Here is a 12,453-nt window from a genome sequence, read left to right on the forward strand (position 1 = left end):
CAGGGAGACGTGGGAATCCGGGCCGGATTCCCACGGATAGATTAACTTCTTCTTGCCTCAAGCACGCCACTGACGTCCTTGATCACATTCAGCGCCTTCAACAACTGCGCCGTCGAACTGATCTCGGCCGTAAACGTCATGCGGGCCTGGCCCTTGGCGCTTTGGGTGTTGACGCCGATCACGTTGATCTTTTCGCGCGAGAAAATTTCGGAGATGTCGCGCAGCAAGCCCTGACGGTCGCCCGCGAGGATGAAGATGTCGACCGGATAGACGGTGTCGTGGCCCGTGCTGCCCCACTCCGTGAAGATCACGCGTTCTGGCGCCTTGGCGCGCATTTCCTCGAAATTCTTGCACGTGGCGCGGTGGATGGAGACGCCCTTGCCGCGCGTCACGAAGCCGACGATGCTGTCCGGCGGCGCCGGCTTGCAGCACTTGGCCAGCACCGTCATCAAGCCTTCCGTGCCCACCACCAGCACGCCGGACTTGGCGCCCTGCTCCACGCTGGAAGCGCGGCTCTTGCCCACCAGCACGGCATCTTCCGGCACCACCACTTCGCCATTGTCGTGCAGCGCCTGCTCCACGTGGCGCAGGCTGAATTCATCCTTGCCGACCGACAGGAACAGCTCGTCGACTTTCGCAAAGCCCAGCTTTTGCGCCAGCGCCTCGAGGTTGACGGCCGTCTTGCCTTCGCGCTGCAGCGATTTTTCCACCAGCGCGCGGCCGTGGGCCAGGGTTTCCTGCATGTCGATGGCGTGGAACCAGGCGCGTATCTTCGAACGCGTTCGGGTGCTGACGGCGTAGCCGGCGCTGAGCCAGTCGCGCGACGGCCCGGCCGTGCCCGGCGCGCCCTTGGCCGTGATGATTTCGCAGGTCTGGCCGTTCTTCAGCTGCGTATTCAGGGGCACCATGATGCCGTCGACCTTGGCGCCGCGGCAGCGGTGGCCCACGTCCGTATGCAGGTGATAGGCAAAGTCGACGGGCGTGGCGCCCACGGGCAATTCCAGCACCCTCGCCTGCGGCGTCATGACGAAGATGCGGTCGTCCAGCGTGGCGGATTTGAGCTTTTCCACCCATTCGCGCTGGATTTCTTCCTGGCCCACGACGGCGTCGGCCACTTCCGTCTTCCAGGCCAGCAACTGGCGCAGCCAGGCGATCTTTTCGTCGTACTTCTGGCCGGCGAAGTTCGAGCCGCCCTCTTCCTTGTAGCGCCAGTGCGCGGCCACGCCGTATTCGGCAAAGCTGTGCATTTCATTGGTGCGGATTTGCACTTCCAGCGGGCGGCCATCCTCGGCCGTCACCACCGTGTGCAGCGACTGGTAACCGTTGGGTTTCGGCCGCGAGATGTAATCGTCGAATTCTTTCGGGATCGGCGTCCAGATATTGTGCACCACGCCCAGCACCGTGTAGCAGGTCTTGACGTCGGCGACGATGACGCGGAAGGCGCGCACGTCGTACAGGGCCGTGAAGTCCAGCTCCTTGCCACGCATCTTGTTCCAGATGCTGTAAATGTGTTTCGGGCGGCCAAAGACTTCGGCCTGGATGCCGGCCGAAGCCAGCTCCGTCTGCAGGCGCAAAATCGCCGAGGAAACGAAGCCCTCGCGCATCATGCGCTTTTCTTCCAGCATCTTGGCGATGCGTTTATATGCTTCCGGCTCGATGAAGCGGAACGACAGGTCTTCCAGTTCCCACTTCAGCTGCCAGATGCCGAGGCGGTTCGCCAGCGGCGCGTACAGGTCCAGCGTTTCCTTGCCGTACTCGCGCGTCATTTCATTGAACAGCTTCAAGTCGGCAAAATAGCGCAAGGTGGTGACGCAGGCGGCCAGGCGCACCAGCACGACGCGCATGTCGGACGCCATCGCCAGCAGCATCTTGCGCAGGGTTTCCACCTGGGCCACGGCTTGCTGCGCCGCATTCTTGCCACGCCCGCCAGTGCTGCCGTGCTGCGCCTGGGTCAGCGCGCGCAAACGTATCAGCTGGCGCACGCCGGTGGCCAGGTCGCACACCTGCTTGCCGAAGCGCGGCTCGATATCGGCCGCGGTGTCCGGCTCGAGCAGGGTCAGCTCGAACATCAGGCCGGCGATGCGCGTTTCCGCATCGCTGCGCAGGAAGGCCAGCGTGGTGGCGACGCCAATGGCGAAGTCCAGCGCGGAGCGGCCGGCGAAGGTCTGCTTGTCGCCGTACGCTTCGGTGGCATACGCGAGCGCGTCCAGCACGCGCGCGCTGTCCGGCGCACTCAGGCCCTCTACCAATTGTTCCGATGTGGCGCTATGCGGGGCCGAGATGGAAACCATGTAATACCTTCAACTTAGTAAATCAACAGCTTAACGTTCTGCAGCGATGATGACGATTTCAACCAGGCAAGCTGGATTGGCCAGTTTGGCCTCTACCGTGGCGCGCGGCGGCGTGTGGCCGGAAGCCACCCAGTCGTCCCACACTTCATTCATGCCGGGAAAATCCTTCATGTCGGCGATATAGATCTGGCACGACAGGATGCAAGTCTTGTCGCTGCCCGCTTCCATCAGCAGGCGGTCGACGTGGCCCAGCACTTCGCGCGTCTGGCCGACGATGTCCTGCGTCGTGTCTTCGGCGATCTGGCCCGCCAGGTAGATGGTGCTGTTATGAATCGCTACTTCGGAGAGGCGTTTGCCTACGTGCAATCGTGTAATTTCCATCTTATTTCTCGTTTCGGTTGTTTCAAAATCGGTCGTGCGTTACTGCGGTATGACGGTGTGACGCTATTACTTGCCAAGCAAAAACTTGCGCGCGATGGCGATCTGGTCGTCGTGCACGAACGTGGGGGCATGGCCGACCCCGGCAATTTCCACCAGTTCCGCCTTCGGGCCGCGGCCCAGCATGAGCGTGGCCGTGTCATGCGACAGCAAATCGGATTCCGAGCCGCGCACCAGCAGGGTCGGACAGCGCACGGCATCGTACGCGGCCCACAGCATGGCTTCGTCGCTGGCCGCCGATTCCGGCGTGGCCGAGCGGAACGGCATCGCCAGTCCCATATCGTAATGGCGGCGCCAATGGCCATCCTTATCCTGGCGCAACACATCGACCGCCAGTTTATGCCATTCGGCGTCCGTGTGCGGGCCGAAGCTGGCCGACACGTCGCGCACAAACTTGGCGCCCTGCTCGAAGGTCTCGAAACGCAGGTCCTGGCCGATATAGTCGCCGATGCGCTGCAGCGCTTCCGGCGCCAGGGTCGGGCCGATATCGTTCAAGACCAGCTTGCTGATCGGGCTGTGCGGCAGCGATGCCAGGCCCAGGCCAATCAAGCCGCCCATCGACGTGCCGAACCAGTCCACCGTCTGGCGTTCGCCATTGGCCAGCACGCGCGCCAGCAGGGTCACCATGTCGCTCACATATTGCGGCACGCGGTAAAACTGCGGGTTGGCCAGCCAGCCCGAGCGGCCACGGCCCACCACGTCGGGACAGATGACGCGGTAATCGCTGGCCATGGCGCGCGCCAGGTTGTCGAAGTCGTCTGCCACGCGCGTCACGCCATGGGCGCAGACCAGCACGTTCGGATTGTCCGCCGCGCCCCATTCCTTGTAGGACATGGTGTGCAAGCCTGCGGGGGAGATGCACTGGACAGATTTGATGCTTGCTTCGATCATGCGATTCCTTATAAGGCCAGACAAAACCTGCTACGCGTCGGTGCTTGCGGCCGGCGGTGCTCGCCGTACTCCGTACGGTTGCGCTTCCCGGCCAGCACTCCCTTCCGCTCGCTACGGTTTTGTCAGGCGTCGTTATTTGGTAGTAAAAAAACAAAGAAACCGGCAATTTGCCGGATGCCCCGCGCTCGACTCTTCGGCAGTGTAGCGCAGCGCGGGCAATGCTCCAAGCGCGCGCCTGAAATGCTGCGCCGCAGCACTCCATTCATGGGGCGATACCCGATATAGCGAAAGTGCATATCTGCGGTTATCCACAATTGAGCGGCCCGTCCAATCGGTAGATGATCGCAGCATCAACCCGCAAGAGGAGACCACTCGTGAAAAAACCATTCTATAAAATCCTGTACGTCCAGGTGCTGTTCGCCATCGTGGCAGGCGTGCTGCTGGGCGTGTTCTACCCATCGAACGCCGTCGACATGAAACCGCTGGGCGACGGCTTTATCAAACTGATCAAGATGATCATTGCCCCGGTGATCTTCTGTACCGTGGTCTCCGGCATCGCCGGCATGCAGGACGTCAAGAAAATCGGCCGCGTGGGCGGCAAGGCGCTGCTGTACTTCGAAGTGGTCTCCACCTTCGCGCTGGCCATCGGCTTGCTGGTTGCTAACATCCTGAAACCGGGCGCCGGCTTCAACGCCGATCCGGCCCACCTGGACGCCAAGTCGATCGCGCAATACACGCACGCCGAAGGCTTGACGACGACCGACTTCCTGATGAACATCATCCCGAAGACCTTCGTCGACGCGTTCGCTAAGGGCGACATCCTGCAAGTGCTGCTGATCGCCGTGCTGTTCGGTTTCTCGCTGTCCTTGCTGGGCGAGCGTGGCCGCCCTGTCACCAAGCTGATCGACGAGCTGTCGCACGCCATCTTCGGCATGGTCAACATCATCATGAAAGTCGCCCCGATCGGCGCGTTCGGCGCGATGGCCTTCACCATCGGCAAATACGGCCTGGCTTCGCTGATCCCGCTGGCTAAACTGATGGGCTCGTTCTACCTGACCTGCTTCCTGTTCGTCTTCGTCGTGCTGGGCCTGATCGCCAAGTACACGGGTTTCTCGATTGGCCGCTTCCTGCTGTACATCAAGGAAGAACTGCTGATCGTGCTGGGCACCAGCTCGTCGGAATCGGCCCTGCCGGCCCTGATGAAAAAACTCGAGCGCCTCGGCTGCTCGAAACCGGTGGTCGGCCTGGTCGTGCCTACCGGCTACTCGTTCAACCTGGACGGCACCAACATCTACATGACCATGGCCGCCCTGTTCGTGGCGCAGGCAACCAACACGGAACTGACCATCTGGCAAGAGCTCACCATCCTCGGCGTGGCGATGCTGACCTCGAAAGGCGCCTCCGGCATCACCGGCGCCGGCTTCATCACCCTGGCCGCCACCCTGGCCGTGGTGCCGACGATTCCCGTGGCCGGCATGGCGCTGATCCTCGGCATCGACCGCTTCATGAGCGAATGCCGCGCGCTGACTAATTTTGTGGGCAACGGCGTGGCGACCATCGTCGTGTCGAAATGGGAAAAAGAGCTGGACATGGACAAGCTGCATAGCGAGCTGGCCAATCCGACCTCGCCCGTCGACGACGCCTACATCGCCCCGGCAGTCAATATCGTCAAGTAAGCGGCCTCCCCCGCAGCGGCAATACGAAGAAGCCCCGCAGAGCGATCTGCGGGGCTTTTTGCATGGGCGCCCGCTGTTGCATCATCAACCAATAGTTAATGATGCATCAACTTGAAGCCAGATGATTAATCGACGGAAAACAATTACAGTTACAGCACTGTTCGCCAGCAAGCTCCCGCATAATGACATTGCGTTAATGCAAGCCTGACACCGAACCATCGACCTTTTTGAATGGAGTACTCATGTCCCTCACGCCCGCCTTTTACGCCACCTGGAGCCCACGCCTGCTGGGCTTGCTTCGCATCATCCTCGGCTTTCTCTTCCTGCAGCACGGCACGGCCAAGCTGTTCGGCGCGCCGCACGTGGCCATGTTCGACGGCCTGCAACTGTTTTCCGTGATGGGCGCGGCCGGCGTCATCGAGCTCGTCGGCGGCACGCTGCTGCTGATCGGCCTGTTCACGCGCCCCGTCGCCTTCATCCTGTCGGGCCAGATGGCGGCCGCCTACTTCATGGCGCATGCGCCGGCCGGCTTCCTGCCCATCCTGAACGGCGGCGAAATGGCCGTGATGTACTGCTTCACCTTCCTGTATTTCGCGGCAGCGGGCGCCGGCGCCTACAGCCTCGACGGCTTGCGCGGCAAGGCGGGCGCATAAAAAAAGGGCGGACATCGCTGTCCGCCCTTGCATTTCCTGCAACCATCCGTTTATACGGCGGACACGTCCAGCTCAGCGCCCGTGGCCGCCTGCACCTGTTCCTTGCTCACGCCTGGCGCCAGCTCCACCAGCTTCAGGCCGTTTTCCGTCACGTCGATCACGCCCAGGTCGCTGATGATGACGTCGACCACGCCCACGCCCGTCAGTGGCAGGTCGCACTGCTTGAGCAGCTTGTGCGACGTCGTGCCATCCTTGGCCGTGGCCACGTGTTCCATCAGCACCACGACGCGCTTGACGCCGGCCACCAGGTCCATGGCGCCGCCCATGCCCTTGACCATCTTGCCTGGAATCATCCAGTTCGCCAGGTCGCCCTTTTCCGACACTTGCATGGCGCCCAGGATGGCCAGGTTGATCTTGCCGCCGCGGATCATGCCGAACGAGTCGGCCGAGCTGAAGTAGGCGGCGCCCGGCAAGGCCGTCACCGTCTGCTTGCCGGCATTGATCAGGTCCGCATCGACTTCCTCGTCGGTGGGGAACGGGCCGATGCCCAGCAAGCCGTTTTCCGACTGCAGGAACACTTCGATATTTTCCGGTACGTAATTGGCCACCAGGGTCGGCAAGCCGATGCCCAAGTTCACATAAAAGCCATCCTGCAATTCCCGCGCAGCGCGCGCAGCCATTTCGTCTCTCGTCCAAGCCATGATGTTCTCCGTATTCTTTTTTAAGCTTCGCTGCGCACGGTGCGCTGCTCGATGCGTTTTTCCGGGTTCGCGTTGACCACGATGCGGTGCACGAAGATGCTCGGCGTATGCACCTGGTCCGGGTCGATCTCGCCTACTTCGACCAGTTTTTCCACTTCGACGATGGTGATCTTGCCCGCCATGGCCACGTTCGGGTTGAAATTGCGTGCCGTCTTGCGGTAGACCAAATTGCCCGCGCGATCGGCCATGTAGGCTTTCACCAGCGACACGTCGGCCACGAGACTGCGCTCCATCACGTACTGCTCGCCGTCGAATTCGCGCAGCTCCTTGCCGTCGGCAACGATGGTGCCCACGCCGGTTTTCGTGAAGAAGGCGGGGATGCCGGCGCCGCCGGCGCGCAGCTTCTCGGCCAGCGTGCCTTGCGGCGTGAATTCCAGTTCCAGCTCGCCGGCCAGGTACTGGCGCGCGAATTCCTTGTTTTCGCCCACATAGGAGGCGATCATTTTCTTGATCTGGCGCGTGGTCAGCAGCTGCCCCAGGCCGAAGCCGTCCACGCCGGCGTTGTTGGAAATGGCTGTCAGGCCCGTCACGCCCGAATCGCGCAAGGCGCCGATCAGGGCTTCGGGGATGCCGCACAGGCCGAAGCCGCCGACAGCGATGGTCTGGCCATCTTGGACGATACCGGCCAGCGCCGCAGCGGCGTCAGGATAAACTTTATTCATGGGTGTCCCTCTATTTTGTTAAGCTTTGGCCTAGAGTCCAGGACTCTGGCAGCGACTCAGCATAAAATACGCGAGTGGAAAGTACAATACCGTAGAACTACCGGCGCCGTGCCGGCAATCCCCCTGTGAGAGTGATACGCATCAGATGAACGCCGCGTCAGCCATCGACTATGAAAGCATCTTCCTGCACGCGCCCGTCGGCATGTGCATGTCGGAAAACCGCATCATGCGCAGCTGCAACGAAGCGCTGGCGGCCATGTTCGGTTACGCGCGCACCCAGCTCGACGACCAGTCGTTCGAGGTACTCTACCCCACGCACGATGAATTCCTGCGCACCGGTGACCGCATCATTCCCATCATGAATGCCAGGGGCCGCTATTCGGATGAGCGCATCATGCGCCGCAGCAATGGAGAATTGTTCTGGTGCCACGTCACAGGCCACGCCATGCTGCCCGCGCAGCCGCTGGGGCCGGGCATCTGGACGTTCGAGGATGTCAGCGAGAAACGTCCCGTGACGGCGGAACTGACGCCGCGCGAGCGCGAGATCGCCGCCCTGCTGGTGGAGGGCAAGACGAGCAAGCTGATCGCCCGGCAGATCGACCTCAGCCCCCGCACGGTGGAAATGCACCGTGCCAAGCTGATGCGCAAGTTCGCCGCCTCCACCTCATCCGAGCTGGTGCACAAGCTGGTGGGCTTGCAGCTGCAGCGCTGACGGCGGAGGTCAGGGCGCGCCGGCCTGCTCCCGCCTTGCCTGTTCGTACTTGATGATTTTCAGTACCCTGGAGTTGGCAAAATACTGGATGCAATTGAGCGGCGAATAGAAAATATCCGTTTTCCATTCCCCCGACACCAGCGCCTTGCCCGTCGGGTCGTCGGCAGGCTGGAAAATCGTATCGGCCAGAATGCGGTGGACGCCAGACACATTCGGCCCCGACTCATGCCACGTCGAGCTGTTCATGACCACGAAATCGCCGGCATTCAAAACAGGCGTGACCTTGACGAACTTGATGCTGAAACTGTCGGGATTGATTTCGCCAGCATCGCCGAGATAACCGAGTTTATGCGAGCCGACATAAAAACTCATTGCGCCGTTGGCCTCATCCACACGGCTCAAGGCGGTAAAAACGCTGCACTTATTCAGATTGCCCAGGTGATAACAGCTATCCTGATGCAGGAATACCCGGTTCGGGCTGAACGCATCCTTGATGACGAAGCGGTGATTGTATAGCGCCACGTCGGGACCGAATATCCGCGACAGCGTTTCGGCATAGACCGGCGCACGGTACATTTCCAGCAATTTTTCCGGCAGCTCTTCGGTCAGCGACACCGGATTGGCCTGGCTGACATTGCGGCCGGAGCGCAGCTTGGCGTCATAAAACATGTCCCACTCGTGCTGCCACTGCGCCAGCAGATCCGGTGCAATGGCGTTACGCACGACAAAGACGCCCGTCTCCCGGAATATCTCCGGCACGAATCGATCCCCGCTGATGCGCCGCAAGACGTCCTCGGCCTGTTCATTTACTGCAGCCAGTACCATCGCCACTCCTAGATAAAACGGAACGTCAGTTCATTGTCCTGCGTGTTCTTGAACTTGTTGCACTTCGCCAGCACGTTATATTTGATCGGGAACAGCTCACGGTCGGGCGTTTCCAGAATATCGATTTCAATGATGTCGAAATCGCGCAGCAAGGCGCTCCAGCCATGCTCGGTAATACGCCAGCAATCCGGAATCGGGCCATGGATGCGCCAGTTCAAGGGAGCGGAAATGAGCAGGTAGCCTTCATGCTTGAGGATGCGGCGGATTTCCTTGACGGTGTCAAACGGATTGAGCGTATGCTCAATCACTTCCAGGCAGACGACGCAGTCATAGGCACTGTCCGCGATCGCCGCATTGACCTTGGTGATGTCGCCCACCAAGGTGGGGCTGTAGGTATCGACGATATCAAAGGTATCGACGCTGAAATTGCTGAAGTTTTCGCGCACGGTGGAGCGATCCTGCGGCCCCACTTCCAGCAGCTTGCCCGTCTCACCGGCAAGCTTGGCGGCGGTCCTTGCAACAAAAGCGTTCAAGTGATCGCGGGCCAGCTGAAACGTGTCATTATCAAACTTCGAGGGAGTTGCCATCGTGAAATTCTCGTATATTATGGTTATGCTCGGACGCTATGCCGCAAGCAAAACCATCATAGCCGCTAATTTTCCATGTGGCAACAATCCCCTGCCCCATGCCAACTACATGCTGGCCATGCCGCCATCAGCGGAAATAATCGCGCCGTTGATGAAATGCGAATCCTCGCCCGCCAGCAACAGCAGCAAGCCGTCGAGGTCTTCCGGCTTGCCTGGGCGCTTGTTCGGCAGCATCTCGATCAGCTTCTTGCCTTGCTCGGTGGCGAAGTAATCTTCATTGATCTCGGTGGAAATGTAGCCGGGACAGATGGCGTTGGTGTTGATGCCATACTTGCCCCACTCCACGGCCATGGCGCGCGTCATGTGCACCATGCCCGCCTTGCTCATGCAATACACGCCGATCTGCGGCAGCACCTGCAAGCCCGCCATCGAGGCGATATTGATGATGCGGTGCTGTTTCTTCGGGTCGCCCTTGGCGCGCGCGATCATGCGCTTGGCCGTTTGCTGGGCCACGAAGAACGATCCGCGCAGGTTGGTGTCCATCACGAACGAGTAATCTTCGGGCGTGACGTCGACCAGGCGTTGCGTGGTGGAGACACCTGAGTTGTTGACGAGGATATCGATGGGCCCCGCTTCCGTTTCCGCATGCGCGATGGCCGACTTGATGCTGGCGAAGTCAGTCACGTCGAGCGACACCACGTGTGCGGCGCCGCCATCGGCTTCGATCTCGGCGCGCAACTCCTTCAGGCGTTCGGTGCGGCGCGAAGCCAGCACGACCTGGGCGCCGGCCTGGGCCAGCACTTTCGCAAAGCGCGCGCCGAGGCCGCTCGATGCGCCGGTAATCAGGGCAATCTTGCCCTCGAAATTGACTTCTATGCCCACGAGCTACTCCTGTTTTATTTTAGACAACACTTTACGCCGTGCCACTGGCACAGGGGCAAAATCGCCCGCGGCGCACTTGAGCAAAAGTAAACGCCATCATTACACAAAATGGCGGGATTTAGATTGCGGCGAGGGGCAATGTCACGCAAAATGGCGCCAAAGTTGCAATCCTCGCCAAAAACAAGCACACTCGTGCTTAAATTTCCCCCGATGATGCTTTATTATCCTTTGCTATCTAATTGAGTGACTATAAATCGAGACCATGACACAGCCTAATAACTTAGTTGAACAGTACGGACCGCGCGAGACCATGGAGTATGACGTGGTCATCGTGGGCGGCGGCCCCGCAGGTCTGGCGGCGGCGATCCGCCTGAAGCAGCTGGCCGCGGAAAAGAGCCAGGAAGTGTCCGTCTGCGTGCTGGAAAAAGGCGGCGAACTGGGCGCGCATATCCTGTCGGGCGCCATCATGGACCCGAAAGCGTTGACCGAACTGATCCCGAACTGGAAAGAACTGGGCGCGCCGCTGAACACGGAAGTGACAGAAGACCGCATCCTGTTCCTGACGGAAACCAAAGCGTATAAAACGCCAAACTTCGCCGTGCCGGCCTGCTTTGAAAACCACGGCAACTACATCGTCTCGCTGGGCAATGTGGTGCGCTGGATGGGCCAGCAGGCGGAAAACCTGGGCGTGGAAATCTTCCCCGGCTTCCCTGCCGCGGAAATCCTCTACAACGACGACGGCTCCGTGAAAGGCGTGGCGACCGGCAACATGGGCGTCAAGCGCGACGGCCAGCCCGGCCCCGATTTCCAGCTGGGCATGGAATTGCACGCCAAGTACACCCTGTTCGCCGAAGGCGCGCGCGGCCACCTGGGCAAGCAATTGATGGCCAGGTATGACTTGAACGCCGGCAAGGACCCGCAATCGTACGGCATCGGCATCAAGGAATTGTGGGAAATCGATCCGGCCCAGCACAAGCCGGGCCTGGTGATCCACTCGAGCGGCTGGCCGCTGGACACGAAAACCTATGGCGGCTCCTTCCTGTACCACCTGGAAAACAACCAGGTGATGGTCGGCTACGTGGTGGGCCTGAACTACGAAAACCCGTATTTGTCGCCGTACGAGGAATTCCAGCGCTATAAAACGCATCCGGAAATCCGCAAGTTCTTCGAAGGCGGCAAGCGCATCTCGTACGGCGCGCGCGCCATCGCGGCCGGCGGCCTGCAATCGTTGCCGAAACTGGTGTTTGCCGGCGGCGCGCTGATCGGCTGCGATGCGGGCTTCCTGAACATGAGCCGCATCAAGGGCAGCCACGCCGCCATCAAGAGCGGCATGCTGGCGGCCGAGGCGGCTTTCGGCGCGCTGGGCGAACAGCGCCAGCACGACGAACTGACGAGCTACCCGGTCGCATTCGAGCAATCCTGGCTGCATGAGGAACTGCACGTGGCGCGCAACGTCAAGCCATGGCTGTCGAAAGGCCTGTACCTGGGCAGCCTGATGACGGGCATCGACCAGCTGATCTTCCGCGGCAAGGCGCCATGGACCCTGCACCACACGCATGGCGACCACGAATGCCTGAAGCCGGCCGCCCAGTCGAAGAAGATCGTGTATCCGAAACCCGATGGCAAGCTGACCTTCGACAAGATGTCGTCCGTGTTCATCTCGAACACGAACCACGCGGAAGACCAGCCCATCCACCTGACCTTGAAGAACGCCAGCGTGCCCGTCGATGTCAACCTGGCCACGTATGCGGGCCCGGAAGCGCGTTACTGTCCGGCCGGCGTGTACGAGTTCGTGAAGAACGACGATGGCGCCGAACGCCTGCAGATCAATGCGCAGAACTGCGTGCACTGTAAGACCTGCGACATCAAGGACCCGACGCAAAACATCGTCTGGATCACGCCGGAAGGCGGCGGCGGGCCCAACTACCCGAACATGTAAGCGCCCCCGGGCGCAACTGGCGGGTTCGCGCCCGCCAGCGCATGCGACGACAGCGCGGCACCTTCGGGCAGCCGCGCTTTTTTATTTTCATGACAAGCTTTCCTGCCGCTGTGGCCTGCCGGGAACAGCTGGAATT

12 protein-coding genes are annotated in these 12,453 nt (G+C 60.8%); 4 read left to right on the plus strand and 8 right to left on the minus strand.

Annotated elements, in window-relative coordinates; translation table 11 throughout:
• Window positions 1–41: 41 nt before the first annotated feature.
• The 3 genes from YQ44_RS14970 to YQ44_RS14980 form a co-directional block, all read right to left on the minus strand.
• A complete protein-coding gene (locus tag YQ44_RS14970; protein ID WP_071324067.1) occupies window positions 42–2,291 on the minus strand; it encodes a RelA/SpoT family protein in 2,250 nt (749 codons plus the stop codon).
• A 30-nt stretch (window positions 2,292–2,321) separates the two neighbouring features.
• Entirely contained in the window at window positions 2,322–2,672 is a 351-nt protein-coding gene (locus tag YQ44_RS14975) for a RidA family protein (RefSeq protein ID WP_071324068.1), read from the minus strand.
• Between the two features lie 66 nt (window positions 2,673–2,738).
• A complete protein-coding gene (locus YQ44_RS14980; RefSeq protein WP_071324069.1) occupies window positions 2,739–3,620 on the minus strand; it encodes an alpha/beta fold hydrolase in 882 nt (293 codons plus the stop codon).
• A gap of 338 nt (window positions 3,621–3,958) precedes the next feature.
• On the opposite strand from YQ44_RS14980, the gene YQ44_RS14985 reads away from it, so the two are divergent.
• Window positions 3,959–5,296 (plus strand): dicarboxylate/amino acid:cation symporter, encoded by a 1,338-nt coding sequence (locus YQ44_RS14985; RefSeq protein WP_232250906.1) that lies wholly within the window; start codon window positions 3,959–3,961, stop codon window positions 5,294–5,296.
• Between the two features lie 242 nt (window positions 5,297–5,538).
• Window positions 5,539–5,949: a DoxX family protein gene (locus YQ44_RS14990; protein WP_071324071.1), complete on the plus strand. Its 411-nt coding sequence runs from the start codon at window positions 5,539–5,541 to the stop codon at window positions 5,947–5,949.
• Window positions 5,950–5,999: 50 nt separating this feature from the next.
• On the opposite strand, the gene YQ44_RS14995 is transcribed toward YQ44_RS14990, so the two are convergent.
• Together YQ44_RS14995 and YQ44_RS15000 are read right to left on the minus strand one after the other, a co-directional pair.
• Entirely contained in the window at window positions 6,000–6,650 is a 651-nt protein-coding gene (locus YQ44_RS14995; protein ID WP_071324072.1) for a CoA transferase subunit B, read from the minus strand.
• A 20-nt stretch (window positions 6,651–6,670) separates the two neighbouring features.
• Window positions 6,671–7,372 carry a CoA transferase subunit A gene (locus YQ44_RS15000; protein ID WP_071324073.1) on the minus strand — a complete coding sequence of 234 codons (702 nt, stop codon included), beginning with the start codon at window positions 7,370–7,372 and terminating at the stop codon, window positions 6,671–6,673.
• Between the two features lie 145 nt (window positions 7,373–7,517).
• Between YQ44_RS15000 and YQ44_RS15005 the strand changes: the two genes are divergently transcribed.
• Window positions 7,518–8,084 carry a PAS and helix-turn-helix domain-containing protein gene (locus YQ44_RS15005; protein ID WP_071324074.1) on the plus strand — a complete coding sequence of 189 codons (567 nt, stop codon included), beginning with the start codon at window positions 7,518–7,520 and terminating at the stop codon, window positions 8,082–8,084.
• A gap of 9 nt (window positions 8,085–8,093) precedes the next feature.
• Here the strand turns inward: YQ44_RS15005 and YQ44_RS15010 are convergent, their stop codons facing one another.
• The 3 genes from YQ44_RS15010 to YQ44_RS15020 form a co-directional block, all read right to left on the minus strand.
• Window positions 8,094–8,909, minus strand: a complete 816-nt coding sequence (locus YQ44_RS15010) for a phytanoyl-CoA dioxygenase family protein (RefSeq protein WP_083411871.1) — start codon at window positions 8,907–8,909, stop codon at window positions 8,094–8,096.
• Between the two features lie 8 nt (window positions 8,910–8,917).
• Window positions 8,918–9,496: a class I SAM-dependent methyltransferase gene (locus YQ44_RS15015; RefSeq protein ID WP_071324075.1), complete on the minus strand. Its 579-nt coding sequence runs from the start codon at window positions 9,494–9,496 to the stop codon at window positions 8,918–8,920.
• Between the two features lie 105 nt (window positions 9,497–9,601).
• On the minus strand, window positions 9,602–10,378 hold the full coding sequence (locus YQ44_RS15020) for an SDR family oxidoreductase (RefSeq protein WP_070221564.1): 777 nt from the start codon (window positions 10,376–10,378) through the stop codon (window positions 9,602–9,604).
• A 262-nt stretch (window positions 10,379–10,640) separates the two neighbouring features.
• On the opposite strand from YQ44_RS15020, the gene YQ44_RS15025 reads away from it, so the two are divergent.
• Window positions 10,641–12,317: an electron transfer flavoprotein-ubiquinone oxidoreductase gene (locus YQ44_RS15025; protein ID WP_198043693.1), complete on the plus strand. Its 1,677-nt coding sequence runs from the start codon at window positions 10,641–10,643 to the stop codon at window positions 12,315–12,317.
• The last annotated feature ends 136 nt before the right edge of the window (window positions 12,318–12,453 follow it).

Source organism: Janthinobacterium sp. 1_2014MBL_MicDiv (genome assembly GCF_001865675.1).
Lineage (GTDB): Bacteria > Pseudomonadota > Gammaproteobacteria > Burkholderiales > Burkholderiaceae_D > Janthinobacterium.

What these genes read in the sequence shown, in the direction of transcription:
- YQ44_RS15015 (WP_071324075.1), bottom strand. Translation starts at nt 9,496, where the DNA reads ATGGCAACTCCCTCGAAGTTTGATAATGACACGTTTCAGCTGGCCCGC.
- YQ44_RS15000 (WP_071324073.1), bottom strand. Translation starts at nt 7,372, where the DNA reads ATGAATAAAGTTTATCCTGACGCCGCTGCGGCGCTGGCCGGTATCGTC.
- YQ44_RS15005 (WP_071324074.1), top strand. Translation starts at nt 7,518, where the DNA reads ATGAACGCCGCGTCAGCCATCGACTATGAAAGCATCTTCCTGCACGCG.
- YQ44_RS14980 (WP_071324069.1), bottom strand. Translation starts at nt 3,620, where the DNA reads ATGATCGAAGCAAGCATCAAATCTGTCCAGTGCATCTCCCCCGCAGGC.
- YQ44_RS15010 (WP_083411871.1), bottom strand. Translation starts at nt 8,909, where the DNA reads ATGGTACTGGCTGCAGTAAATGAACAGGCCGAGGACGTCTTGCGGCGC.
- YQ44_RS14975 (WP_071324068.1), bottom strand. Translation starts at nt 2,672, where the DNA reads ATGGAAATTACACGATTGCACGTAGGCAAACGCCTCTCCGAAGTAGCG.
- YQ44_RS14970 (WP_071324067.1), bottom strand. Translation starts at nt 2,291, where the DNA reads ATGGTTTCCATCTCGGCCCCGCATAGCGCCACATCGGAACAATTGGTA.
- YQ44_RS15025 (WP_198043693.1), top strand. Translation starts at nt 10,641, where the DNA reads ATGACACAGCCTAATAACTTAGTTGAACAGTACGGACCGCGCGAGACC.
- YQ44_RS14990 (WP_071324071.1), top strand. Translation starts at nt 5,539, where the DNA reads ATGTCCCTCACGCCCGCCTTTTACGCCACCTGGAGCCCACGCCTGCTG.
- YQ44_RS14995 (WP_071324072.1), bottom strand. Translation starts at nt 6,650, where the DNA reads ATGGCTTGGACGAGAGACGAAATGGCTGCGCGCGCTGCGCGGGAATTG.
- YQ44_RS14985 (WP_232250906.1), top strand. Translation starts at nt 3,959, where the DNA reads ATGATCGCAGCATCAACCCGCAAGAGGAGACCACTCGTGAAAAAACCA.